General features: G+C 58.7%; 18 protein-coding genes and 1 tRNA gene. 4 read left to right on the forward strand and 15 right to left on the reverse strand.

What is annotated here, in order from left to right; all coding sequences use genetic code 11:
* The first annotated feature begins 60 nt into the window (after positions 1-60).
* Positions 61-327 carry an antitoxin VbhA family protein gene (locus tag PFLQ2_RS29410; protein WP_152632659.1) on the forward strand — a complete coding sequence of 89 codons (267 nt, stop codon included), beginning with the start codon at positions 61-63 and terminating at the stop codon, positions 325-327.
* 636 nt (positions 328-963) lie between these two features.
* Here the strand turns inward: PFLQ2_RS29410 and PFLQ2_RS30930 are convergent.
* The 7 genes from PFLQ2_RS30930 to rpsU all read right to left on the reverse strand — a co-directional run bounded on the left by PFLQ2_RS30930 (position 964) and on the right by rpsU (position 11469).
* Positions 964-1269 (reverse strand): helix-turn-helix domain-containing protein, encoded by a 306-nt coding sequence (locus tag PFLQ2_RS30930; protein WP_088021760.1) that lies wholly within the window; start codon positions 1267-1269, stop codon positions 964-966.
* Positions 1270-1753: 484 nt separating this feature from the next.
* Positions 1754-2809 carry a tyrosine-type recombinase/integrase gene (locus tag PFLQ2_RS24645; protein WP_003177678.1) on the reverse strand — a complete coding sequence of 352 codons (1056 nt, stop codon included), beginning with the start codon at positions 2807-2809 and terminating at the stop codon, positions 1754-1756.
* Between the two features lie 126 nt (positions 2810-2935).
* Positions 2936-3012, reverse strand: a tRNA-Ile gene (locus PFLQ2_RS24640).
* 15 nt (positions 3013-3027) lie between these two features.
* The gene (locus PFLQ2_RS24635) at positions 3028-6771 is read right to left on the reverse strand and encodes a bifunctional diguanylate cyclase/phosphodiesterase (protein ID WP_003177679.1); all 3744 of its coding nucleotides are present in this window, start codon (positions 6769-6771) and stop codon (positions 3028-3030) included.
* A gap of 126 nt (positions 6772-6897) precedes the next feature.
* Positions 6898-8745: an RNA polymerase sigma factor RpoD gene (rpoD, locus tag PFLQ2_RS24630; RefSeq protein WP_003177680.1), complete on the reverse strand. Its 1848-nt coding sequence runs from the start codon at positions 8743-8745 to the stop codon at positions 6898-6900.
* A 67-nt stretch (positions 8746-8812) separates the two neighbouring features.
* Positions 8813-10771 carry a DNA primase gene (gene dnaG / locus PFLQ2_RS24625; protein WP_003177681.1) on the reverse strand — a complete coding sequence of 653 codons (1959 nt, stop codon included), beginning with the start codon at positions 10769-10771 and terminating at the stop codon, positions 8813-8815.
* A 482-nt stretch (positions 10772-11253) separates the two neighbouring features.
* Positions 11254-11469, reverse strand: coding sequence for a 30S ribosomal protein S21 (rpsU, locus tag PFLQ2_RS24620; RefSeq protein ID WP_002551877.1), 216 nt, complete (start codon positions 11467-11469; stop codon positions 11254-11256).
* Positions 11470-11668: 199 nt separating this feature from the next.
* On the opposite strand from rpsU, the gene tsaD reads away from it, so the two are divergent.
* A complete protein-coding gene (tsaD, locus tag PFLQ2_RS24615) occupies positions 11669-12694 on the forward strand; it encodes a tRNA (adenosine(37)-N6)-threonylcarbamoyltransferase complex transferase subunit TsaD (protein WP_003177682.1) in 1026 nt (341 codons plus the stop codon).
* 8 nt (positions 12695-12702) lie between these two features.
* Here the strand turns inward: tsaD and plsY are convergent, their stop codons facing one another.
* On the reverse strand, positions 12703-13272 hold the full coding sequence (gene plsY / locus PFLQ2_RS24610; RefSeq protein ID WP_003177683.1) for a glycerol-3-phosphate 1-O-acyltransferase PlsY: 570 nt from the start codon (positions 13270-13272) through the stop codon (positions 12703-12705).
* Positions 13273-13346: 74 nt separating this feature from the next.
* Here plsY and folB point away from each other — a divergent pair, with 74 nt between their 5' ends.
* Positions 13347-13700 carry a dihydroneopterin aldolase gene (gene folB, locus PFLQ2_RS24605; RefSeq protein ID WP_033045895.1) on the forward strand — a complete coding sequence of 118 codons (354 nt, stop codon included), beginning with the start codon at positions 13347-13349 and terminating at the stop codon, positions 13698-13700.
* Positions 13691-14209, forward strand: a complete 519-nt coding sequence (folK, locus tag PFLQ2_RS24600) for a 2-amino-4-hydroxy-6-hydroxymethyldihydropteridine diphosphokinase (RefSeq protein WP_003177685.1) — start codon at positions 13691-13693, stop codon at positions 14207-14209. The genes folB and folK overlap by 10 nt, the downstream gene beginning before the upstream one ends.
* 141 nt (positions 14210-14350) lie before the next feature.
* On the opposite strand, the gene PFLQ2_RS24595 is transcribed toward folK, so the two are convergent.
* The 7 genes from PFLQ2_RS24595 to apaG form a co-directional block, all read right to left on the reverse strand.
* The gene (locus PFLQ2_RS24595) at positions 14351-15577 is read right to left on the reverse strand and encodes a multifunctional CCA addition/repair protein (RefSeq protein ID WP_003177686.1); all 1227 of its coding nucleotides are present in this window, start codon (positions 15575-15577) and stop codon (positions 14351-14353) included.
* A gap of 64 nt (positions 15578-15641) precedes the next feature.
* Entirely contained in the window at positions 15642-17207 is a 1566-nt protein-coding gene (locus tag PFLQ2_RS24590) for a SpoVR family protein (RefSeq protein WP_003177687.1), read from the reverse strand.
* Positions 17204-18475 (reverse strand): YeaH/YhbH family protein, encoded by a 1272-nt coding sequence (locus PFLQ2_RS24585; RefSeq protein ID WP_003177688.1) that lies wholly within the window; start codon positions 18473-18475, stop codon positions 17204-17206. The genes PFLQ2_RS24590 and PFLQ2_RS24585 overlap by 4 nt, the downstream gene beginning before the upstream one ends.
* A gap of 120 nt (positions 18476-18595) precedes the next feature.
* On the reverse strand, positions 18596-20518 hold the full coding sequence (locus tag PFLQ2_RS24580; protein ID WP_003177689.1) for a PrkA family serine protein kinase: 1923 nt from the start codon (positions 20516-20518) through the stop codon (positions 18596-18598).
* A gap of 300 nt (positions 20519-20818) precedes the next feature.
* Positions 20819-21148, reverse strand: a complete 330-nt coding sequence (gene glpE / locus PFLQ2_RS24575; protein ID WP_003177690.1) for a thiosulfate sulfurtransferase GlpE — start codon at positions 21146-21148, stop codon at positions 20819-20821.
* Positions 21149-21180: 32 nt separating this feature from the next.
* Positions 21181-22056 carry a symmetrical bis(5'-nucleosyl)-tetraphosphatase gene (locus tag PFLQ2_RS24570; RefSeq protein WP_003177691.1) on the reverse strand — a complete coding sequence of 292 codons (876 nt, stop codon included), beginning with the start codon at positions 22054-22056 and terminating at the stop codon, positions 21181-21183.
* On the reverse strand, positions 22056-22436 hold the full coding sequence (gene apaG / locus PFLQ2_RS24565) for a Co2+/Mg2+ efflux protein ApaG (protein WP_003177692.1): 381 nt from the start codon (positions 22434-22436) through the stop codon (positions 22056-22058). Before apaG ends, PFLQ2_RS24570 begins: the two co-directional genes overlap by 1 nt.
* Positions 22437-22465 lie beyond the last annotated feature (29 nt).

The raw sequence follows: 22465 nt of genomic DNA on the forward strand, positions 1-22465 counted from the left end.
CCACTGAGTCCGCGCTGAATTTGTCTTGTTATTAATCTGTCGGTGTTTCGGAGTGTTCAAATGAAGCTACGCAATACCATTACCGACGAAGAGCGGAAGCGCAGGCAGGAAGCGGTCGATTATGCTCGAGCATCGACCGAGCTTTCGGGTTACAGCCTAAGTACCGAAGATGAAGCTCGCGCTCAGGCTTTTGTAGACGGCGATCTGGATTTGAGTGATTTTGTACGCTCTACAGCGCCGTCTGAGCTGGAAGATGTGTCAAGGGCATCACCGGAGGCCGCAGCGGAGCGGAGCCCTTCAGGGCGAGCACCGAACGGGCGAGGATGATGGGCGCAGCCTTTACCCTTGATACAGCTGCAAGCGTCCAAGCCTAGCGCCAGGGGTAGGAACCAGGCGAAGCCGCAGGACCTGCCCCTGCCGCCAGTCCGGCAAGGATAGGACGCGGGGTGCAACCGAAGGGGTTGCCCAAGCGGAGCGCGGAGAGGCCTAGAACTCTTAAAAAACGTCATCATGGCGTTCGCTGTGGTCGTAACTGGGCGAGGAATCTGTTCCCCACTCCTCGATCCACTTTCACGTCGCTTGCGGGCGGCTTGTTTGGTGAGGGAAGGCTCGCCTGAGGTCTTCTGTTTTTTGCTATCTCCAAACCAAGGTTCGGTTTGAATTGCCCGGCCCGATATTTCATCGCTACCCCAGAGAGCCAGTATTCAGGTCCCTTTTTTATGAAACCTGCGGCCATAGCCCCGGCCAGTTCATCCAGAAGCGTCTGGGCGGCATCGGTGGGGATTCCTTGCAGGATCCTGCCAACTGAATCCTTGGAATGCTTCGTCAACCCTGGTGGATAAACCAGATGCCTGGGTGACGTGTCCGAAGGTAGTGGTGGCTTTGATTTGGTTTTATTTGGTAGTTCAAGGCCTGACATCTGCGTGGCGTCGGGCGGTGACACCCGGCTGACATTCCCCCCTGTCAGTTGAATGTCATGGGGGGGTGACATAGCTGTGACATCCCGCTCAACGTTAATAGTGTAGAAGTTACTGGTTTGTGAGCCGTCAGTTCTAAACCGTGGGGTAGAGGAAACAAGTCCGCTTCACAGAGCTTCTTCAAGATCCTTTGTACTGTTCTGGCCGAAACGCCGCATTTAGCAGCTAACAGTTTTACGCTGGCAAAACAGGGCTCCTGTTCGTTTTCGCATTTGGCGATATAAACGAGAATGAGCTTGTCTTGCGCAGGTAGCTGCTGGTTATAAACCCAGTCTATAGTCCTGTAGCTCATGTTCAGGCCTGAAGAGCTGGGGTATCAAGAGACAGTGCCTGGTTGACTTGCAGAGTGCGGAAGTAGACTCGACGCCCAACGCGAACAACCGCAGGCTTCAGCTTTCTGGAGAGCTCTGAGTCGCTGTACATCGCTACTCTGAATCCGTCTGCAGAACGGTCCAACAAGTTTGCGACTTGAGCCATGCTCATCAACGGGCCAAACCGGTCCAAAAGGTATTGTTCGGAAGTCATATATTTCTCCGTAGTTACGTTGGCTTACGTATCATTTGTAATGTTCGGAGAAAGCTATCAATTAAATTTGGTGACAGTAAAGATAGGGGTTTGCTGGGAAGTTGTCGCCAACAGTAGTGTGGCTGTGTTGAAAAACAAATTGGTAACAACTAAAAAACACAGGAAAACTAAAGAAAACAAAATATAACAGAAGGAAAACAATAGAAGGCAGCAGCCGGATAGCTGCTACATTCTTTTTTAAGGTCGGGAAGTCAGCCAAACTGATCGAGCTTACGCACCAGATCCTCGGCACGTAAATGCGTATAGCGCTTGAGCATCTGCATCGATTTATGACCGCTGATCGCGGAAACCTCCTGATCAGAAAGTCCTCCCTCGACAAGCCTGCTGACAGCCTCGTGTCGAAGATCATGGAAGCGGAAATCGGGTACGTTAGCCTTTTTCTTGATCGTGCCCCAGATTTTCGTGAACGCATAAGGGCGACGCTTTTGGTCCTTTCCTGGTTCGCCGAAGAAGACCAAATCACAATCGATAGGACGTACCGGATTCGCCAGGGCGGTACGAAATACCTCGGTAGCTAATTTGCTCAGAGGGACGGTACGAGCGCTATCGTTTTTCGTGTCTGAGAGCCGCACTATCCGTTTTTGGATATCAATCTGTGAGCGACGTAGGCTCGCGATCTCAGAAGCGCGCATGCCCGTTGCCAAGGCGATCTGGACAATCCACCCCAGCATGGGGTTGCTGTGCTTGTTCACTGCTGCCAATAGGCGTTTTTCCTCATCAGCCATGAGGCGTCTATTTCGACCTTCGCCTGGGCTCGGCTTACGAATATTGAGAACTGGGTTAAAGGTCAATCCGAGCCCCCACTCTTGAATCGCAACCGTGAACAGATGGCTTAGCAAAGCCAGCTCCAGCCGCACGGTATTGTTACTCGTGGGATTGCCGCGGTTGGTGAGTGAGCCCAGGCGAGTATCGCGATAATTTGCGATCACCTCAGAGGATAGCGCCGCGAGGGAATACTTGCCCAGATGCTGTATCAACTGCTGTGCCTTGGTGGCTTCCGCCCGCTGTGTAGTCGGTTTCTTGGTAGGGCTCACTTCACGGAGATAGCGCTGAAGCGCCTTTTCGAGCGTCAGCCGCTCGGAGCCGCTGCGTTGGATGTACACGCCGCGCACCATTTCGTCTTCGGTGCGTCGTGACCAGTCTTCGGCGTCGCGTTTGGTGCGGAAAGTTTTGGCGTTGGTCGGCCATCCGGTTTTGCGGATTACGGCCTTCCAAGTGCCAGCAGGGGTTTTGACGATTGTGGCCATATGAAGGACTCCAAAGGCGTGCAAGCGAAGCCGCACTGTACCTAATTTGTACCTTTGGACCATAGGACTGTATCCGCGATGGTTCCGCCAGAAACGCGAAAGCCGCGCAATGCGCGGCTTTGGAGTTGGTGGGCCCACACGGACTTGAACCGTGGACCAAAGGATTATGAGTCCTCTGCTCTAACCAACTGAGCTATAGGCCCTCAGTAGGCCGCGGATTATAGCGACGGTTTCTCGGCTGTGCTATCCGAAAAATCCGATACGGTCATACGAAGAAACGTGGCGGCAAACTCATCGGCGCACAGGGGCAGGCTGACGATGTAGCCCTGGATCTGTTCACACCCTTCTTCGGTGAGAAATTGCTGCTGCGCCAAGGTTTCGACGCCCTCGGCAATGATGGTGAATTGCATGCTGCGGCCCAGGGCGATGATTGCCCGCACGATAGCCGCGTCGTGAGGGTCGTCGGGCAGGCCGCGAACGAAGGATTGGTCAATCTTGAGGATGTCCAGCGGCAGGCGCTTGAGGTAGCTCAGGGATGAGTAGCCGGTGCCGAAGTCGTCGATGGCCAGTTGCACGCCCAGTTTTTTCAGTTGGTGCAGCACTGTCAGGGCTTCTTCGGCCTGGCTCATGATGAAGTTTTCGGTAATTTCCAGTTGCAATAAGTCAGGCTGGAGACGGTTCTCGCGCAGCAGTTGTTCGATGCGCCCCAGCAGGTTGGGTTGGCGCAGTTGGGCGCCGGCCAGGTTGACGGACAGGGGACCGAGGCTTTCGTAGGTGCTGTTCCATTCGCAAAGTTGGCGGCAGGCACGCTCCAGTACCCAATCGCCGATCTGCAGGATCATGCCGTTTTCTTCCGCCAGCGGAATGAAGTGTTCCGGTGGCACGTCGCCAAACGTCGGGTGATACCAGCGAATCAGCGCCTCGGCGCCCACCAGCCGGTTATCGGCAAGGCTGATTTTCGGTTGGAAGGACAATGACAGCTCGTTGCGCTCGATTGCCCGTCGCAGCTCATGCTCCAAGGCCACGCGTTCGCTCGCCTGGGCGGTGAGGTCGCGGGTGTAGCTCTCCACCCGGTTGCGTCCCTTGGCCTTGGAGCGGTACATCGCGGCATCCGCATTCTTGACCAGTGTGGCGACATCACAGCCGTCCTGTGGATAGAGGCTGGTGCCGATGCTGGCGCTGATGAAAAACTCGTGCTCGCCGGCCTGGAACGGCGCGGCAAAGCAATTCAGCAGTTTTTGGGCGATGTGTTCGGCATCGCTAGGCTGCTGCAGGCCGGGGAGCAGGATGATGAACTCGTCGCCGCCCAGGCGCGCGACGGTGTCGATGTCGCGCAACTGTTCACGCAGGCGCACGGCGATCCCTTTGAGCAACAGGTCGCCGACCGGATGTCCGAGGCTGTCGTTGATGTGCTTGAAGCGATCCAGGTCCAGGAACAGCACCGCGCCCTGGCCGCCGTTTTCCTGCTGGTTGTTCAGGGCCGTCAGCAAGCGGCTTTCGAACAAGGTGCGATTCGGCAGCCCGGTGAGGGGGTCGTGGTGAGCCTGGTAATCGAGCCGGGCCTGGGCATGCTTGAGACTGGAAATATCGGCGAAGACCGCGACGAAATGGGTGATCTGCTGCTCCCGGTTGCGCACCGCACTGATGGTCAGCCAACTGGGGTACAGCTCGCCATTCTTGCGCCGGTTGGAAATCTCTCCTTGCCAGTGTCCCTCCGCCGTCAGTTGGTGCCACATCGCCGCGTAAAACGCGCTGTCATGCAGCCCGGAGGCGAGCAAGCGCGGCGTATGGCCCAAGGCTTCCGTCTCGCTGTAGCCGGTGATTTCAGTGAAGGCGCGGTTCACGGCGCTGATGTGCTGTTGCGTATCGGTAATCAGCACGCCTTCGGCGGTGCTTTCGAAAACGGTGGCCGCCTGTTGCAGTTTCTCCTGCATCAAATGGCGCTCGGTGATGTCCCGGGCGATGGTCAGCATGCAATCTTCGTTGCCGATGGGCAGCGGCCGGCTGGACACTTCGCAGAGCCGGATCTGCCCGTCGTTGCGGCGGATATGGCAGCTGAAATCCCTGACGAACCCGTCCCGTTTCAGCAGGTCGAGCATCTGTTTGCGCTCGTTGAGGTTGACCCAGATACCCAGGTCCAGTGTCGACCGGTCCACAGAAAGGGCGCTGTTGAAACCGGTGATGCGGCTGAAGCCTTCATTCACTTCAATCAGCAGGCCGTCGCTTTGCCGGGACAGCAACAGGCCGTCGGGTGACGCATGAAACGCCTTGGCAAACTTCTCTTCCGAGGTCTGCAACTGCTGCTGGGTTTCCTTGAGCTGGCTGATGTCACGCACGACCACGACCAGGGCAGGCGTCATGTCGAGGTCAAAAGGTTCGGCGGAAATCAGCCCGGTGAACACTTGGCCGTTGTTGCGGCGAAAGGGCATTTCCAGGTTGCGGATGCTCCCGGCCTGCAAACGTTGCAACAGGCTCGGGCCCACGCCCTGGATGCCCCAGATGTTCAGTTCGGTTGCGCTGCGGCCGACCACTTCTGCGGCGCTCAGGCCGATCTGCTCTTCGAAAGCCGTATTGACCTCCAGCAGGCAGCCATCCAGCAGGCGCGCAATCACCAGGATGTCTGGGCACTGGCGGAACACCGAAGCAAATTTCTGCTCCGAAAGGCGCAGCGCTTCCTCGGTGCGCTTGGCTTCACTGATATCGATCATCAGCCCGCGCATAACTGGCTCGTGGCCATGTTCGATCAGGCTGACAATGTCGCGTACCCACAGGCAACGGCCATCGGCGGTGATCACGCGGTAATCGATGCAGTGGTCGCGGCCCGCCAGCACCTCATGATCGCAATAAGTCTGGGCGCGGATCAGGTCGGCGGGATGAATGATGTTGCGCCAGAATCCCGGGATCAGCCAATGGGCAAGAGGATAGCCGAGCAATTCTTCGGCATGGGGAGAGACGTAGCTGTAGGTGAAATCGCTGACTCGTGCTTCCCAGGCAATCGCCGAAAGGCTCTCCACCAGCCCACGGTAATGGTATTCACTGCTGCGCAATTCCTGTTCGAGGTCGACACGCCGGGCGATTTCGGAGCTCAAGCGGCGGTTGATGCGAATCACCACCACCAGGATGCCGACCAGCACCAGCAGCGTAGGCAAGCCGTAAACCAGCAGGTCCGACCAGAACTGACGGTAATCATGCACATTGCCGACCCATTTCTGCTGGATCTCGTTGACCTCGGCCGGGCTCATGTCCGCCAAGACCTTGTCCAGGATGCTCACCAAGATCTTGTTGTCTCGGGGGACGCCCATCGCCAGCTGATAGCGATAAGGGGTTTCCCCGCTGACATACAGGCCCTCGAGCTTGAGTTGGCGCAGGCTCCAGACGCTGGAGGCCAAGTCGCCCACCACCGCGTCCACTTCATCGGTCGCCAATGCTTGCAGGGCTGAACTGACGTTGGGCAGCGCTACCAGGTTCAGGTCCGGATGGTGGTTGCGCAGCAGTTCGTGCGGCGCGTAGTTCTCCACCACGGCGATCTTGAGGCCATAGAGCTCCTTGAGACTGTGAGGCTGGGCGCCGCCATGATGGGCGAGGATGACAATGGGAAAGTCGAGATAAGGCCGCGTAAAGGCCAGGTAGTTCTGCCGTTCGGGGGTGGACATGATGCCCGGGAGAAGGTCGATCTTGCCCTGTACGACCTGCTCCAGCACTTCAGTCCAGCTGGCCGGTTCGATGGGGGTCAGCTTGATGGCCAACCGCTCACGGATGATGTCGACGTAATCGGCGGCCAAGCCCTGGTAGCGGCCCTGATCATCACGAAACTCAAACGGCGGCCATGAGGCATCGACACCCAGGCGCAGGTCGGGATGGTCCTTCAGCCAGCGGAGCTCCTCATCGGTGAGCGTCAACGCGCCAGCTGTTGCGGTCCAGGTCATCAATGACAGCAAAAGCGCGGCCGTCAGTCTGGGCATCACTGTCTCGTTATGGCTTGGATAGGATGTTTCGAGTGTAGACGGGCAATAGGGTGGGGAGGGGCGTAACGGAGGGGTTTTTATCGGCAGATAACAAAACCCCCGGCTGGGCCGGGGGTTTTGGGGTCACTCGTCGAGGAAGGAGCGCAAATGCTCGCTTCGCGTCGGGTGGCGCAACTTGCGTAGCGCCTTGGCTTCGATCTGGCGAATCCGCTCGCGGGTCACATCGAACTGCTTACCGACTTCCTCGAGGGTGTGGTCGGTATTCATGTCGATGCCAAAACGCATGCGCAATACCTTGGCTTCACGAGCTGTGAGGCCGGAGAGTACTTCGCGAGTCGCTTCCTTGAGGCTCTCAACGGTGGCGACGTCAATCGGAGACTGCATGGTGGAGTCTTCGATGAAGTCACCCAGATGGGAGTCTTCGTCATCACCGATCGGGGTTTCCATGGAGATCGGCTCTTTAGCGATCTTCAACACCTTGCGGATCTTGTCCTCAGGCATCTCCATGCGTTCGCCCAGCTCTTCCGGCGTCGGTTCGCGACCCATTTCCTGCAACATCTGCCGGGAAATACGGTTGAGCTTGTTGATCGTCTCGATCATGTGCACCGGAATACGGATGGTGCGGGCCTGGTCGGCGATCGAGCGAGTGATCGCCTGACGGATCCACCAAGTGGCATAAGTCGAGAACTTGTAGCCGCGACGGTATTCGAACTTGTCCACTGCCTTCATCAAGCCGATGTTGCCTTCCTGGATCAGGTCGAGGAATTGCAGGCCACGGTTGGTGTACTTCTTGGCGATGGAGATCACCAGACGCAAGTTCGCTTCAACCATCTCTTTCTTCGCGCGACGGGCCTTGGCCTCGCCGATCGACATGCGACGGTTGATGTCCTTGATCTCGGCGATGCTCAGGCCTGTCTCGGCCTCCAGCGCGCTGAGCTTCTGCTGGCAACGAACGATGTCCGGTTGCAGGCGGGCAATGGCTTCGGCGTATTTGCTCTTGCCCTTGGCCAGTGCATCGGTCCAGCTTTCGTCGACTTCGTTGCCGGGGAACTGACGCAGGAAATCGGCACGCGGCATGCGGGCATCACGCACGCAAAGTTGCATGATGGCGCGCTCTTGCTGGCGCAGGCGATCCAGGGCACTGCGTACACGCTCGACCAGGCCTTCGAATTGCTTCGGTACCAGTTTGATCGGCATGAACAGCTCAGCCAGCGCCAACAGCTCGGCAATCGCCTGCTTGTTGTTGCGGCCGTGCTTTTTCAGCGCCTTGCGGGTGATTTCCATCTGGTCGGCCACAGCGCCGAAACGCTGTGCAGCGATGACCGGATCCGGACCGCTTTCGGCTTCTTCTTCGTCGTCGCTGGCTTCGGCGTCGTCGTCATCGGTGTCGTCGTCCGCCTTGGCGGCTTTCGCGTCGATGGGTGGCGGCACTTCGGCGGCAGGCGGCGCAATGCCGTCGTCCGGGTCGATGTAGCCGCTCAGGACGTCCGACAGGCGGCCACCTTCGGTGGTGACGCGGGTGTACTCGGAGAGAATATGGTCAACCGTGCCAGGGAAGTGCGCGATTGCGCCCATCACTTCACGGATGCCTTCTTCAATACGCTTGGCGATTTCGATTTCGCCTTCACGTGTGAGGAGCTCTACCGTACCCATTTCACGCATGTACATGCGCACGGGGTCCGTGGTGCGACCAATGTCGGTCTCGACCGCTGCCAACGCTGCGGCCGCTTCTTCAGCGGCCGCCTCGTCGGTATCGGCGTCGGCCAGCATAAGGGCATCCTTATCTGGAGCAACCTCGAATACGTTGATCCCCATGTCGTTGATCATGCGGATGATGTCTTCCACCTGTTCCGGATCTGAAATATCCTCCGGCAGGTGGTCGTTGACCTCCGCGTAAGTCAGGTAGCCCTGCTCACGACCCAGTAGGATCAACTCTTTGATGCGAGACTGCTGTTGCGCTTTTCCGGACATAACACCCTATCCACTGAAGGTCTTGGCGGGCAAAAAACAAGCCGAGGATTATACCTGAGCTATGACCTCACGCGCCAGTTGAGGTCGGGTTTGATGCGCAAACATTGCGGCTGAGTAAGTCGCGCAATTGGTTTTTCTCTTCGCTGGTCAACTCGCTCTGGCGAGCTTTGCGCAGAAGTTGTTCCAGGTTTCGCTCGCGTTGGCGGGCGGACAAGCTAGTAATGGTGTCGAAAAACTGTTGTTCAAGGTTGTCTCCATCAATCAGCCATTCCTTCTCGGCCAGGGCCTTCAACAAGCGTCCCTGCTCGGTACCGTGCCACCTCGCGATCAACTGGAATGAGTTTAGCTTGGGGTTCTTCTGCACGGCTTCAAGGAGTGCGACCAGCAATTGTGTATTGCTGTGGTCCTCGGCGGCGAAGTGCCCTGCATCCTCAACTTTTCCGGCCAATTGCGGGTGATGCAGCAAAGTGCGCAATGCCGCCAGTGTTGGTGGTTCGACGGCCGCCGGCACGCGCGGGGCACGTGGCTGGTCGCGATCGCCGCGCTTACCGTTCTTGTCCCAGGTTTTCTTGTCCCATTTCTTACCGCCGCTGCCGGGCTTTTTCGGCGTCCATTCTTGCTGGGGCGCGTAATCCTGCTGGGGTTGATGATAGTCGGCGAAGTCCGGCAGCGCGTCGTAGTCGATGCCCGGATCGTAAGCCGGCGGTGCCTCCTGGGGCGCACTGTGGACCAGTTGGTTGACCGCTTCGCTGTTCAGGCCGGTGATCTCGGTCAGGCGCTGGCGCATGAGCGTGCGCAGGTTGGCGCCGGGCACCTTGTCGATCAGCGGCGCTGCCAGGGTGGCCATGTGAGCCTTGCCTTCGAGCGAGCGTGGATCGGCTTCTTCGGTCAGTTGCTGGAAAAAATAATCGGCCAACGGTTGTGCGTGCTGGTTGATCCGCGCACGGAACGCATCGGTACCTTCGGAGCGCACCAGGGTATCCGGGTCTTCGCCTTCAGGCAGGAACAAAAAGCGCGCGCGCCGTCCATCCTGCAGGCAGGGCAGGGTGGCTTCCAGTGCGCGCCAGGCGGCGTTGCGGCCGGCCTGGTCGCCGTCGAAGCAAAACAGCACGTTCGGCACGACGCGAAACAAGCGTTTCATGTGCTCTTCGCTGGTGGCGGTGCCCAGGGTCGCAACGGCGTTGCGCAAACCCTGCTGGGCGAGGGCGATCACGTCCATATAGCCTTCGACAACGATGATTTCGTCGAGGTTTCGGTTGTTCTTGCGCGCCTCATAAAGACCGTAGAGTTCCTGGCCTTTATGGAATACCGGGGTTTCCGGGGAGTTCAGGTACTTGGGCTTGTCATCGCCCAGTACTCGGCCGCCAAAGGCAATGATCCGCCCGCGCGTGTCGCGGATCGGGAACATCACCCGGTCGCGGAAGCGGTCGTAGCGCTTGCCTGTTTCGGCGTTTTCAATCAGCAGGCCTGCGTCGATCATGGCGCGTTGCTGCAGGGTGTCGCTGCTTAGGTGCTTGTACAGGTTGTCCCAGCCGGGCGGGGCGAAGCCGAGGCCGAAGTCTCGGGCGATCTCGCCGGTCAGGCCGCGGCCCTTGAGGTAATCCACCGCGGCCTTGCGCGCCGGGTGGCTCTTGAGGGCCTGGCGATAAAAATCCGCTGCCGCCGTCAGCAGCGGATACAGCGGCGAATCGGTCGGTTGGCGCGGCTTGTGCTGGCGACCGCTTTCCTCCCGGGGGATTTCCATGCCGGCGGCCTTGGCCAGTTCTTCGACAGCCTGGGGGAAGTCCAGGTTGTCGTGGTCCATGATGAAGCCGAGGGCGTTGCCGCCGGCGCCGCAGCCGAAGCAATAGTAGAACTGCTTGTCGGGGCTGACGCTGAAGGACGGGGTTTTTTCTTTGTGGAACGGGCAACAGGCCGTGTAGTTCTTGCCCGCTTTCTTCATTTGCAGGCGAGAGCTGACCACGTCGACGATGTCGGTGCGGTTCAGGAGGTCGTCAATAAAGCTCTGGGGAATAAGCCCGGCCATGGCGTTCTCATCGTCACTGCGCGAAATGGGGACCCGCAAATCAGCAAGCGTAACCGGGGCCTGGTTGGAGGCACGGTCAATCGGTGGCTCGACCGGGTCGTCTGCATCATCGCTGTCGGGAAGTGTATCTGCCGATAATCCACTGACGTTAATAACTATCAGTATTCGACTGTTTGAATATGTTGTGCTGAGTCCGGTAACGGCCGGTCAGGCCTCGGATAGCTCATGAAGCGGGCACGCAGGTAGGTGCCTTGGGCTGATCGTCGTTAGAGGAATCAGGGGTGTGCTCGTCAGTAGCCTTGGAAGGCTCGTCAGAAAAGACGTGCACCGCTGGCAAAAGAGCCAGGTCTGACGCGGTGAAGCAGGTTGTCTCGGTCGCGTCTGCGGCCTTTGACGGTGAAGCATCAAGCGTTATTCCGCAAATGCCATAAGCCCGGCTTGAGGGCCGGGCTTGGCAGAAGCTTGCTACGGACGTCTGTGTATTAGTACAGACGTACGGCGCGGCGCTGTTCGCGCTGAACTTTCTTGGCGTGACGCTTAACAGCGGCTGCTGCCTTGCGCTTACGCTCAGAAGTCGGCTTCTCGTAGAATTCGCGGCTACGAACTTCAGCCAGAACACCGGCTTTTTCGCAGGAGCGCTTGAAACGACGCAGAGCTACGTCGAAGGGTTCGTTCTCTTTTACTTTGACGGCTGGCATCCAGAGCTACCTTCATTCATTACCGGGGTCAACATCCTCGCGGCAAAAGAGCACTTGAAGACGTCGGTTTTTAAGGGTTGCGGATGTTAACCCCTCAACGCTCGGAATGCAAAGCCTCTGATCGAAAACCGCTGGTCGGGGCACAACGCGACGACTATTATGCGCGCCTTCGAATTCAGCCTCTACAAGGCGCAAACCCATGCTAGTACTGGGATTAGAAACCTCCTGCGACGAAACCGGCGTCGCACTTTACGACAGTGAACGCGGCCTGCTGGCCGACGCGCTGTTCAGCCAGATCGACCTGCACCGCGCTTATGGCGGGGTCGTGCCCGAGCTTGCGTCCCGCGATCACGTCAAGCGCATGCTGCCCTTGATCCGCCAGGTGTTGGCCGAGGCCGATTGCGTGCCGACCGAGATCGACGGCATAGCCTATACGGCCGGTCCGGGCCTGGTGGGCGCGCTGCTGGTGGGCGCTTCCTGTGCCCAGGCGCTGGCCTTTGCCTGGGGCATTCCGGCCTTGGGCGTGCATCACATGGAAGGTCACCTGCTGGCACCGATGCTGGAGTCGCAACCGCCGCAATTCCCGTTCGTCGCTTTGTTGGTTTCCGGCGGTCATACGCAGCTTATTCGCGTCGATGGCATCGGCCAATACGAACTGCTCGGCGAGACCCTCGATGACGCTGCCGGTGAAGCATTCGACAAGACGGCGAAAATGATGGGCCTCAATTATCCCGGTGGGCCGGAAATCTCACGGCTCGCTACCCAGGGGGTCGAAGGACGTTTCGTGTTCCCACGCCCGATGTGCGACCGGCCAGGCCTGGATTTCAGTTTCAGCGGCTTGAAGACCTTCGCCCTGAATACCTGGCAGCAGTGCGTCAGCGCCGGGGACGACAGCGAGCAAGCCCGTTGCGACATCTCGCTGGCGTTCCAGCAGGCCGTGGTGGAGACTTTGACCATCAAGTGCAAGCGCGCCTTGAAACAGGCTGGACTCAAGCGCCTGGTGATTGCCGGCGGTGTGAGTGCGAACAAGGCTTTACGGGTCTCGCTGGAAAAAATGCTTGGCGACATGAAGGGCGACGTTTACTACGCTCGCCCGGAGTTCTGCACAGATAACGGCGCGATGATTGCCTTTGCCGGCTGCCAGCGCTTGCAGGCCGGCCAGCACGAAAGCCTGGCGATCAGCGTGCAGGCGCGCTGGCCGATGGAGCAACTGGCGCCGCTGTGACGCATCATTTAGAAATGCCGTTCGCGCCCGGCGAACAGGTCGCGTAGATTGCCCCGGTGGCGCCAGACGATCAATGCCACCAGTGCGGTCATTGGCAGCAACGCCGCCGGTTCCTGCCAGGCCAGTAGCGGCAGGGTCAGCGGCGTGGCGATCAATGCGGCCAGGGAGCTGGTGCGGGTCAGGTAGAACGTCAGCAGCCAGGCGCAGACGGCCAGCAAGGCGGCGGGTGGATACAGGCCCAGCAGCATGCCGGCGGCAGTGGCGACACCTTTGCCGCCGCGAAAGCGAAAGTACAACGGGAACAGATGGCCGATGACGGCGCAGACGCCGATCCAGGCCTGTTGCTGTAGAGAGAGCCCTGCAAGGCTGGCAATCAACACCGGCACCAGGCCTTTGCAGAGGTCGCCAAGCAGGGTCAGGACGGCAAGCTTGCGTCCGGCCAGGCGTAGCATGTTGGTGGCGCCCGCATTGCCTGAGCCACTCATTCGCGGATCCGGACGACCGGTCAGGCGGCTGAGCAAAATGGCGAAGGACAGCGAGCCGAGCAGGTAGGCGAGAATCGCCAGTAACCAAAACATGCTAACTATTCCGGGCGAGGACGCCCTGATTCTAACGGCGCAATGCGCCCTTGTCGTGCTGCGGAGAAAAGTGCTTGGACAGAGTGTTTATCGAGGGCCTGGAAGTCGACACGGTAATCGGTGCCTACGACTGGGAGCGAGGCATACGACAATGTCTTCGACTTGATCTGAGTTTCGCCTGGGATAACCGCCCGGCCGCTGCAGGCGATGACCTGACCTTGGCGCTCGATTACGCCAGCGTATCGGCGCGCATCCAGGCGTTTGCCGCACAGGCGCAGTTCCAATTGGTCGAGACCTTTGCCGAACGGCTGGCCCAGGAGCTCATGGACGAATTCAAGATCACCTGGCTGCGTCTGAAAGTGACCAAGCCAGGCGCCGTACCGGCGGCCAGTGGCGTTGGCGTGGAGATCGAGCGCGGATGTCGCTGACTCAGGTTTACCTCGGGCTCGGCAGCAATATCGAGCGCGAAACCCACTTATGCGCGGGCCTTGAGGCCTTGGCCGGTTTCCTCGCGGATATACGCTGTTCGGCCGTGTTCGAAAGCCAGCCGGTGGGTATCAAGAGCGGGCCATTCTTCAACTTTGTCGTGTCGGCCTTCACGGACTTGCCGCTGATGGAGCTGGATCGTCGCCTCAAGTTCATCGAGGCGGACAACGGTCGTTATGCACCGGACCGCAAGGGATTGCCGCTGGATATCGACGTCTTGTTGTATGGCGAACAGGTCGGCAACTTCGATGGGCTGATTCTGCCGCGTGCCGAAATCCTCAAGAATGCTTTTGTCCTGTGGCCGTTGTCGTTGATCGCACCGGATCGGATTCATCCCGGCGTAGGCAAGAGCTTTGCCACGTTGTGGGAGGAATCACAGATAGACCAGGTGTTGGCGCCGGTGGCATTCGAATGGCGGGGCAAGCAGCTTACGCCATCGAGTCTGCTTTGACCCTTCTGCCGCTATCGCGAGCAAGCTCGCTTCCACAGGAACCGTGTTTCTTCAGTAGGAATGCGGTCCAATGTGGGAGCGAGCTTGCTCGCGATGACGGCTGTACAACCTGCGAAAATGTGAGCTGGGACGACGCTCCAGTCAGTTAGCGGCTGCCTTGTACGCCTTGAGTGCCCTCAGGCGTTCCCGCTTGATCGCCTCTCCCAGCTCCGGCCCCTTGAAGCCTTTCTCCAACAGCGGCTGCACCGCCACCCCGCGAGCCGCCGCCGCTGCGCCCCGCAGGTAGTCAGCCTGTGGATAACTTCGTTCTTCAAGTCCTTTGCGCCCTCGGGCATCCATCTCGCATGCGGCGATGAATTCCTCAAAACGCTGTGGGCGGCGGTAAACGTCAAAACTTTGCAACAGCTCAAGCAAGGTGGATGCTTTCAACTCAAGCGCACGATGGCCATGGGTATGGTATTGGCCAACCAGCAGGGCCAATTCCTGGCAATCACGTGGCGCCTTGAAGCGCTCGTTGACGGCTTTGATCGGTTTCAGCCCCTTGTGTTCATGAGCGATGTGTCGCGGCCATTCGTGCTCGGGCGTCAAGCCTTTCCCCAGGTCATGGAGCAGGCAGGCCCAGCGGACCGTCAGTGGTTGTTTATGCCGCGCTGCCTGCTCCAGCACGCTCAGGGTGTGGGCGCCGGTATCGATTTCCGGATGATGAGCTTCGGGTTGCGGCACTCCAAACAGTGCGTCGACCTCCGGCATCAACATCTTCAGGGCCGTGCAGTCGCGCAACACCTGGATAAACACTTGTGGCTGGTTTTCCATGAGGGCGCGGGAGATTTCTTTCCAACTGCGCTCGGCCGTCAACGCCTCCAGCTCACCGGAATCGCTGAGCTGGCGCATCAGTTCGAGGGTTTCGTCCGCTACCTTGAAACCTAGCGGTGCATAACGCGCGGCAAAGCGGGCAACACGCAGGACTCGTAGCGGATCTTCGGCAAATGCCGGGGATACGTGGCGCAGTACGCGAGCTTCGAGATCACGCTGGCCATGGTACGGATCGGTTAGATTGCCATGCTCATCTTCCGCCATGGCGTTGATCGTCAGGTCCCTGCGGATCAGGTCTTCTTCAAGAGTCACTTCAGGGCTGGCATGGAACACGAAGCCGCCATAACCCCGGCCACTTTTGCGTTCGGTGCGGGCGAGGGCGTATTCCTCACCGGTCTTCGGGTCGAGAAATACTGGAAAATCGGCTCCCACAGGACGAAAACCCTTGGCGAGCATTTCCTCGGCGGTTGCCCCGACGACGACCCGGTCTATGTCAGTGACAGGAATGCCCAGCAAGCGGTCGCGAACGGCACCGCCAACTTTGTAGATCTGCATAAAAAACCTCCGTTGGTCCGACAGGATAACCTTTGCGTCGAGACCTGCGGAGGCGAAAACGGAATCAGAGATGAATGACGGCCAGGTCTAGACGCCCATAATCGCCTTCGGTTTGTTCGTTTCTCGGGGGCACGTGATGGGTTTTCATCACTTGGTCGCCTTGCAGGGTTTCCAGGTGAATGTCGAAGCCCCAGAGTCGATGCAAGTGCTTGAGCACTTCATCAGTGGAGTCGCCCAGTGGTTTGCGGTTGTGTGCCTGGTGCCGCAGCGTCAGCGAGCGGTCTCCCCGACGATCGATGCTGTAGATCTGCACATTGGGTTCGCGATTGCCCAGGTTGTACTGCGCAGCCAGGGTTTCGCGGATGATGCGGTAACCGCTTTCATCATGGATCGCAGGCACCAGCAGGTCATCTTTCTGATCGTCATCCAAAATGCTGAATAGCTTCAGGTCGCGAATCACCTTGGGCGAGAGGTACTGCAGGATGAAACTCTCATCCTTGAAACTGCTCATGGCGAATTTGATCGAAGACAACCAGTCCGAACCGGCGATCTCGGGAAACCAGCGACGATCCTCTTCGGTAGGGTTCTCGCACATGCGCCGGATATCGCGATACATGGCGAAGCCCAGTGCGTAGGGGTTGATGCCGCTGTAGTACGGGCTGTCGAAGCCAGGCTGGAAGACGACGCTGGTGTGGGACGTCAAGAACTCCATCATGAAGCCGTCCGTGACCAGACCTTCGTCGTACAGGTCGTTCATCAATGTGTAGTGCCAGAAGGTGGCCCACCCCTCGTTCATGACCTGCGTCTGGCGCTGTGGATAAAAGTATTGGGCGATCTTGCGCACGATGCGCACGATTTCCCGCTGCCATGGCTCCAGCAGCGGCGCGTGTTTCTCGATGAAATACAGGATGTTTTCCTGCGGCTCGGCAGGAAAGCGAGCGCTGTCCTTCTCGTTGTACTTGTCCGCGCCTTTGGGAATGGTGCGCCATAGATCGTTGATCTGTTTTTGCAGGTGCTCTTCGCGGTCTTTCTGGCGCCGGCGCTCTTCTTCGGCGGAAATCGGATACGGCCGTTTATAGCGGTCAACGCCATAGTTCATCAGGGCGTGGCAGGAGTCCAGCAGGTCTTCCACCGCATCGATGCCGTGGCGCTCCTCGCATTGCATGATGTATTGCTTGGCGAACACCAGGTAATCGATGATCGAGCTGGCATCGGTCCAAGTGCGGAACAGGTAGTTGCCCTTGAAGAAGCTGTTGTGCCCGTAGCAGGCATGGGCCACCACCAGGGCTTGCATGCAGATGGTGTTCTCTTCCATCAGGTAGGCAATGCAGGGATCGGAGTTGATCACGATTTCATAGGCCAGCCCCATCTGGCCGCGGCTGTAGGATTTCTCGGTGCTGAGGAAATGCTTGCCGTAGGACCAGTGGTGATAGCCCAGTGGCATGCCGACGGACGCGTAGGCATCCATCATTTGCTCGGCGGTGATCACTTCGATCTGGTTCGGATAGGTATCGAGCGCATAACGGTCCGCGATACGGCTGATTTCGCGGTCGTAGGCCTGGATCAGCTCGAACGTCCATTCGGAGCCGGTGGAAATGGGTTGGCGCTTCTGCTCTTTTTTGGCGGTCATGTCACTAACCTGCGCTGGAAGAGTTCACGGAAGACCGGGTAGATATCCCCGGCCGAGACCAGTTGCTGTTGGGCAAATGTGTCGGAAAACGCTTCGGCTATCCGTTCGTATTCGTACCACAAAGCCTGATGTTCTCGTGGAGTGATTTCCACATAGGTGTAGTACTGGACGAACGGCATGATCTGGTTGATCAGAATGTCCCGGCAGATCGGCGAATCATCGTTCCAGTTGTCACCGTCGGAGGCCTGGGCCGCATAGATATTCCATTCATTGGCCGGGTAGCGCTCCGCCATGATCTCCTGCATCAGCTTCAGGGCGCTGGAAACAATCGTGCCGCCGGTTTCCCTGGAATAGAAAAACTCTTCCTCGTCCACTTCTCTGGCGCTGGTGTGGTGGCGGATGAACACTACATCGATCTTGTCGTAGTTCCGCTTCAGGAACAGGTACAGCAGGATGAAGAAGCGCTTGGCGATATCCTTGGTGGCCTGGGTCATGGAGCCGGAGACGTCCATCAGGCAGAACATCACCGCCTTTGAGCTGGGGTTGGGCTGTTTGATCAATAAGTTGTATTTGAGGTCGAACGTATCTAGGAACGGCACTCGGTGGATGCGTGCGCTGAGTTTTTCGATTTCCGCTTCCAGATCCTGTATATCGCCGAAGTTGTCCGGTTCTTCGCGCTTGAGACGGGCCAGTTCTTCCTTGGCTTCGCGCAATTTCGCCCGGCTGCTGCCCGATAGGGCGATACGCCGGGCATGCGCCGAGCGAAGGGTGCGAATGATGTTGATGCGTGACGGATTGCCTTCGTTGCTGATACCGGCGCGCACGGTCTTGAAGGTGTCGGTGCCCGTCAGGTTGCGCTTGACCAGGTTCGGCAGCTCAAGGTCTTCGAACATGAACTCCAGGAATTCCTCCTGGGTGATCTGGAAGACGAACTCATCCATGCCTTCGCCGGAGTTGCCGGCCTTGCCGGGCCCCTTGCCGCCGCCTCCGCCCTGCGGGCGAGGGATGTGCTCGCCGCTGGTGAATTCCTTGTTCCCGGGATGCACCACGGTCTGTTTGCCGCCGCGGCCATGGTGAAGCACCGGCTCGTCGATGTCGCGGCCGGGGATACTGATCTGCTCGCCGTGCTCCATGTCGGTAATGGAACGGCGACTGACCGCCTCTTCGACGGCCTTCTTGATGTGGTCACGGTAACGCCGCAGGAAACGCTGGCGGTTCACCGTGCTCTTGTTCTTGCCATTAAGGCGTCGGTCGATCACATAACTCATAGGTGGCCCTCCGGGCAGCTTCAAGTTTTGAGCTACAAGCTGCAAGTAGACGCGCTGACCCGGATATCGGGCTTACGCGCTTTTTTTCTTGCAGCTTGTCGCTTGTAGCTTGCTACTGCCTCACTGCGATTTCCGGACCCGCAGATACCACTCGGAGAGCAGCCGTACCTGTTTGTCGGTGTAGCCACGTTCGACCATGCGTGTAACGAAGTCGTTGTGTTTTTGCTGGTCCTCCTTGCTGGCCTTGGCGTTGAAGCTGATAACGGGCAGCAGGTCTTCGGTGTTGGAGAACATTTTCTTCTCGATGACCACCCGCAGCTTTTCATAGCTGAGCCACGTTGGGTTCTTGCCGTTGTTGTTGGCCCGGGCGCGCAAGACGAAGTTGACGATTTCGTTGCGGAAATCCTTCGGATTGCTGATACCGGCGGGCTTCTCGATTTTCTCCAGTTCTTCGTTCAGCGCCACGCGGTTGAGGATTTCCCCTGTTTCCGGGTCGCGGTATTCCTGATCCTGAATCCAGAAGTCTGCGTACAGCACGTAGCGGTCGAAGATGTTCTGGCCGTATTCGCTGTAGGACTCCAGGTACGCCGTCTGGATTTCCTTGCCGATGAATTCGATATAGCGCGGCGCCAGGTATTCCTTGAGGAAGCGCAGGTAACGTTCGCGGGTTTCCGCCTGGAATTGCTCCTGCTCGATCTGCTGCTCGAGTACATACAGCAGGTGAACCGGGTTAGCCGCGATCTCGTGGGGGTCGAAGTTGAAGACCTTGGACAGGATCTTGAACGCGAAGCGCGTGGACAGCCCGTTCATCCCTTCGTCGACGCCGGCGTTGTCGCGGTACTCCTGGATCGACTTGGCCTTCGGATCGGTGTCCTTGAGGTTTTCACCGTCGTACACGCGCATCTTCGAATAGATGTTCGAGTTCTCCGGCTCCTTGAGGCGCGACAGCACAGTGAACTGGGCAAGCATCTTCAAGGTGTCCGGGGCGCAATGGGCCTTGGACAGCGAGCTGTTGAACAGCAGCTTGTCGTAGATCTTCACTTCATCCGATACGCGCAGGCAGTACGGCACCTTGACGATGTAGATACGGTCGATGAAGGCTTCGTTGTTCTTGTTGTTGCGGAAGGTGTGCCATTCCGACTCGTTGGAGTGGGCCAGCAGGATACCGGTGAACGGAATCGCCCCCAGGCCCTCGGTACTGTTGTAGTTGCCTTCCTGGGTGGCGGTCAGCAGAGGGTGCAGTACCTTGATCGGCGCCTTGAACATCTCGACGAATTCCATCAGGCCCTGGTTGGCCCGGCACAGCGCACCCGAGTAGCTGTAGGCGTCGGCGTCGTTCTGTGGGAATTCTTCCAGTTTGCGGATATCGACCTTGCCCACCAGTGCCGAGATATCCTGGTTGTTCTCATCGCCCGGTTCGGTCTTGGCCACTGCGATCTGGTTGAGGATCGAGGGGTAGAGCTTGACCACCCGGAACTGACTGATGTCACCGCCGAACTCGGCCAGGCGCTTGGTGGCCCATGGTGACATGATGGTGTTGAGGTAGCGTCGGGGAATGCCGAAGTCTTCCTCGAGGATCGCGCCGTCCTCGGTGGCATTGAACAGCCCCAGGGGCGATTCGAACACCGGCGAGCCCTTGATGGCGTAGAACGGCACTTTTTCGATCAGTTGCTTGAGTTTCTCGGCCAGGGACGACTTACCGCCCCCCACGGGGCCGAGCAGATAGAGGATTTGTTTCTTTTCCTCCAGGCCTTGGGCGGCATGGCGGAAATAGGACACGATCTGTTCGATGCATTCTTCCATCCCGTGGAAGTCGGCAAAGGCCGGATAGCGGCGGATCACCTTGTTGGAGAAGATCCGCGAGAGCCTCGAATTGGTCGAGGTATCCAGCAGTTCCGGTTCTCCGATTGCCAGCAACAGCCGCTCCGCAGCCGACACATAGGCGCTGCGGTCCTGCTTGCAGAGTTCGAGGTATTCCTGCAGCGAGTATTCCTCCTGCCGCGTGGACTCGAAACGTTGCTGGAAGTGGCTAAAAATACTCATGACGTCACCTCGCTCGATACGTGGAGCCGGTGTCGGATCAATCAGTCGTTGCTGGACAGCCGCTGGGACCCCAGTGGCCGTTTACCCCCCAGAATGCTTCCAAGAATGCAGGCTCCTGAAAGCTGACTCCCGATGACCCGCGCGCCGGTGTACCGGCTCTCCCCTGTTTTGGATGGCCTGAGGCTAAGGATAGTTCGGAATCGGCGAGGTAAAGGATGAATACGTAATTAGTTATGGCTGACCGTTCGTCTGCCATCGCTCAAGCCCACGGTTCACGTGGGCTTGGCACGGCATAAAAATTTATTCCTGCGTGCCTTGGGCGATTTCCGAAGGATAAGTCACGCGCCACAGCTCGAAACCGCCATCCAGGCTGTACACATCGGTGAAACCCTGGCTGACCAGGTAAGCGGCTGCGCTCTGGCTGGAGTTGCCGTGATAGCAGACCACGACAACCGGCGCATCGAGATCGGCGGCACGGATAAAGTCGGCGATGGAGTGGTTATCCAGATGCGTGGAGCCACTGATGTGCAAGGCGGCAAAAGTGGCCGGGTCACGGACATCGACGACGACCGCGCCTTGTTCGCGCAAGGCTTGGGCCTGTTCCGGGGGGATACGTTTGAAGGCTGACATAGGGGACTCCTTATAGCTTGGCTCGGTGCCGGTCAACAGGCGGTACCGGCCGGCATCGATGCAGTGTTCGGGTGAGGGGCCCTGGCGTGGCCCTGTTCGTCGCAATCACAACGCAATTGCTCGCCAGTGTCGATGTTCATCAGCGTCATCGCGCCGCCCCATACGCAGCCGGTATCGAGGGCGTAGACCCCGGGCTCGTCGCATTGGCCTTCCAGGGCCGCCCAGTGACCGAAAATGATCTTCAGGCTGCGGGTCTTGCGCTCCTTGTGCTTGAACCAGGGGGCGTAGCCGGGCGGGGCGGTCTCGATGCCTTCCTTGCCCTTGAGGTCAAGCTTGCCCTCGACGGTGCAGAAGCGCATGCGAGTGAAGTAGTTGGTGATGACCCGAAGCCGGGCGATGCCGGTGAGGTCGTTGTCCCATTTGACCGGTTCGTTACCGTACATGCCATCCAGGTAGGGGGCGAACAGGTTGTCGTCACGCAGCGCCTGCTCGACTTCGCCGGCGCACTTGAGTGCCTTGCGCAGCGACCACTGGGGCGCAATCCCGGCATGGACCAGCGCCAGGTTGCGCTGTTCGTCGTAATGCATGAGTTTTTGCTGGCGTAGCCACTCCAGCAGTTCGACGCAATCGGGGGCGGCGAGTATTTCGCCCAGGGTGTCGGATTTTTTCAGGCGCTCGATGTTCTGCCACGCGGCCAGCAGATGCAGGTCGTGGTTGCCGAGCACGCACACGAGCGACTGGCGGATGCTATAGAGAAAACGCAAAGTCTCAAGTGACTGCGGGCCACGGTTGACCAGGTCTCCCACCAGCCACAGCGTGTCGTTCTGAGGGTCGAAGGCGACCCGTTCCAGCAAGCACTTGAGTGGGTCGAGGCAACCTTGCAGGTCGCCGACCGCATACGTGGCCATCAGTGCAGGGCCCCCGGCACGGCCAGGCGGAAGGGTTTGATGATGGCGTCGAAGCGTTTGCCATCTTCAGCCAGCATCTGGTAAGTGCCCTGCATTGTGCCGACCCGTGTCGTCATCACGGTGCCGCTACTGTAGTTGTGGCTTTTGCCGGCGTCGATGAGGGGCTGCTGGCCGACCACGCCCTCGCCCCGCACTTGCTCGACATGCCCGTCGCCGTCGGTGATGACCCAGTGCCGCGACATCAACCTGGCCGGCAGCGAGCCGTTGTTGCGCACGGTAATGGTGTAGGCGAAGGCGAAACGGTTGAGTTCGGGTTGCGACTGTTCTGCCAAGAAGCGGGTGGTGACGCTGACGTCGACCTGGTAGCGAGGATCGGACATGCAAAAGGGCCTTAAAAGCGAAGCGGGAC

The sequence above is a fragment of the Pseudomonas fluorescens Q2-87 genome, assembly GCF_000281895.1.
GTDB classification, from domain to species: domain Bacteria; phylum Pseudomonadota; class Gammaproteobacteria; order Pseudomonadales; family Pseudomonadaceae; genus Aquipseudomonas; species Aquipseudomonas fluorescens_S.

Bases quoted from the DNA above. Each gene is read 5' to 3' on its own strand.
- folK (WP_003177685.1), top strand. From the start codon at position 13,691: ATGTCGCTGACTCAGGTTTACCTCGGGCTCGGCAGCAATATCGAGCGC.
- plsY (WP_003177683.1), bottom strand. From the start codon at position 13,272: ATGTTTTGGTTACTGGCGATTCTCGCCTACCTGCTCGGCTCGCTGTCC.
- rpoD (WP_003177680.1), bottom strand. From the start codon at position 8,745: ATGTCCGGAAAAGCGCAACAGCAGTCTCGCATCAAAGAGTTGATCCTA.
- PFLQ2_RS29410 (WP_152632659.1), top strand. From the start codon at position 61: ATGAAGCTACGCAATACCATTACCGACGAAGAGCGGAAGCGCAGGCAG.
- PFLQ2_RS24635 (WP_003177679.1), bottom strand. From the start codon at position 6,771: ATGCCCAGACTGACGGCCGCGCTTTTGCTGTCATTGATGACCTGGACC.
- PFLQ2_RS24645 (WP_003177678.1), bottom strand. From the start codon at position 2,809: ATGGCCACAATCGTCAAAACCCCTGCTGGCACTTGGAAGGCCGTAATC.
- rpsU (WP_002551877.1), bottom strand. From the start codon at position 11,469: ATGCCAGCCGTCAAAGTAAAAGAGAACGAACCCTTCGACGTAGCTCTG.
- PFLQ2_RS24585 (WP_003177688.1), bottom strand. From the start codon at position 18,475: ATGAGTTATGTGATCGACCGACGCCTTAATGGCAAGAACAAGAGCACG.
- glpE (WP_003177690.1), bottom strand. From the start codon at position 21,148: ATGTCAGCCTTCAAACGTATCCCCCCGGAACAGGCCCAAGCCTTGCGC.
- PFLQ2_RS24595 (WP_003177686.1), bottom strand. From the start codon at position 15,577: ATGCAGATCTACAAAGTTGGCGGTGCCGTTCGCGACCGCTTGCTGGGC.
- apaG (WP_003177692.1), bottom strand. From the start codon at position 22,436: ATGTCCGATCCTCGCTACCAGGTCGACGTCAGCGTCACCACCCGCTTC.
- tsaD (WP_003177682.1), top strand. From the start codon at position 11,669: ATGCTAGTACTGGGATTAGAAACCTCCTGCGACGAAACCGGCGTCGCA.
- dnaG (WP_003177681.1), bottom strand. From the start codon at position 10,771: ATGGCCGGGCTTATTCCCCAGAGCTTTATTGACGACCTCCTGAACCGC.
- PFLQ2_RS24570 (WP_003177691.1), bottom strand. From the start codon at position 22,056: ATGGCCACGTATGCGGTCGGCGACCTGCAAGGTTGCCTCGACCCACTC.
- PFLQ2_RS30930 (WP_088021760.1), bottom strand. From the start codon at position 1,269: ATGAGCTACAGGACTATAGACTGGGTTTATAACCAGCAGCTACCTGCG.
- PFLQ2_RS24580 (WP_003177689.1), bottom strand. From the start codon at position 20,518: ATGAGTATTTTTAGCCACTTCCAGCAACGTTTCGAGTCCACGCGGCAG.
- PFLQ2_RS24590 (WP_003177687.1), bottom strand. From the start codon at position 17,207: ATGACCGCCAAAAAAGAGCAGAAGCGCCAACCCATTTCCACCGGCTCC.